This is a genomic window from Pedobacter sp. 01T416_2 (assembly GCF_056398925.1).
Window position 1 is genome coordinate 1 of sequence record NZ_JBFTQI010001016.1, and the last position, 1,704, is coordinate 1,704.

Consider the following 1,704-nt stretch of genomic DNA (forward strand, 5'->3'; position numbering starts at 1 on the left):
TGCGCAAAAAAGAACAGGTGGTTGTTCTCGAAACCGAAAAACCTAAAATGGGTTATATCTCCGAAAATGTTACGGCCACGGGAAAGGGGTGCAACCAGTTGATACAGTAGCTGTAGGCACCCAGGTATCAGGAACCATCAAAACGCTGTATGCAGATTTTAACTCGAAGGTTAAAAAAGGACAGTTATTGGCCGAACTTGATAAAACTTTATTTGAGGCTACTGTAAATCAATATCAGGCCAACTTAGTCAGTGCTCAGAGTGCATTGGTTTACCAACAGGGCAATTTCAGCCGTCAAAGTAATTTGTATAAAGTTGGCGCAGTAAGTAAAGCAGATTACGACAACGCGTTGTATACTTACAATGCTTCAAAAGCATCGGTTAACAGTATTAAGGCTCAACTTGCTTCTGCTCAAAAGAACCTATCACTGGCCAGTATTTATTCTCCAATTGACGGAACGGTACTCTCCAGAAGTGTAAGTGAAGGAACGACTGTGGCGGCGAGTTTTAGTACACCAACCATCTTCAGTATTGCAAAAGACCTTACGAAAATGCAGGTAGAAGCCTCTGTAGATGAGGCAGATGTAGGCGACATCTCAAAAGGTGAAAGGGCGACATTTACCGTTGACGCCTTTTTAAACGATACTTTTAAAGGTACCATACAAGAAATCAGGTTAAGTCCATCCATTTCTTCAAATGTGGTTACCTATAAAACCATCATTAATACTTCAAATGATGCAAATAAGTTAAAACCCGGTATGACAGCAAATATCACCATCTTCACCAAAGAAGTTAACAATGCTATGCTTATCCCTACAAAAGCTATAAAATTTGCTCCAGATTCAACTTTAGCGGGTAAATATCAAATGACCTGGGTTAATCCCAACAGAAAACCGGCCGGGGCAGACGAGGCGTATGTTTGGGTACAAAAAAATTCAAAAGAACTGGTACAAAAAAAGATTAAAACCGGTATAAACGACAATACTCATGTTGAAGTTTTATCCGGGTTAGCGGCAGCAGACGTTGTCATTACAGGTTCACAGCGCATGGGTAAAAGTCAGGCGGTAGCACAAGGCCAATCTAGTCCTTTTATGCCAAAACGCCCAAGCGGTAACAGAAGAAGATAATGGAACAGAAGATATTAGATATACACGATTTAAAACGTGAGTTTGTAATGGGCGATCAAACCGTTAGGGCTTTGAAAGGTATCACTTTTGATATCAAAGCTGGTGAGTTTGTAACTATTATGGGCAGCAGTGGCTCGGGTAAAACTACGCTTTTAAATATATTGGGCTGTTTAGATAAACCCACAGAAGGCACTTATCTGCTTGATGGTGTAGATGTTAAAGGTTTAAATCGCGATGAACTGGCGGGTTTGCGGAATACCAAGATCGGCTTTGTTTTCCAGGCTTATAACCTGTTGCCCAGAACATCGGCGCTGGAAAATGTAGAGCTGCCCTTATTCTACAATAAAACCATCACGGCTGAAGAACGCAAAGAAAGGGCCATAAAATCGCTCGAATCGGTAAAACTTGCCGAACGTTTTGATCATACCCCTAGTCAGCTTTCTGGTGGCCAGCAGCAGCGTGTAGCCATTGCCAGGGCACTGGTTAATCACCCTGTGATGATTTTGGCCGATGAGGCTACAGGAAACCTTGATACCCGCACTTCTTATGAGATTATGGCTTTGATGCAGGAACTGAAT

The 1,704-nt window shown here is 42.0% G+C and carries 2 protein-coding genes; both read left to right on the forward strand.

Features of this window, described 5'->3' with window-relative positions; all coding sequences use genetic code 11:
• The first annotated feature begins 88 nt into the window (after nt 1-88).
• Nucleotides 89-1,126, forward strand: coding sequence for an efflux RND transporter periplasmic adaptor subunit (locus tag AC1DPQ_RS26880; protein WP_477611448.1), 1,038 nt, complete (start codon nt 89-91; stop codon nt 1,124-1,126).
• A partial coding sequence (locus tag AC1DPQ_RS26885; RefSeq protein ID WP_477611449.1) for an ABC transporter ATP-binding protein occupies nt 1,126-1,704 on the forward strand: 579 nt, incomplete at its 3' end. The genes AC1DPQ_RS26880 and AC1DPQ_RS26885, both read left to right, overlap by 1 nt.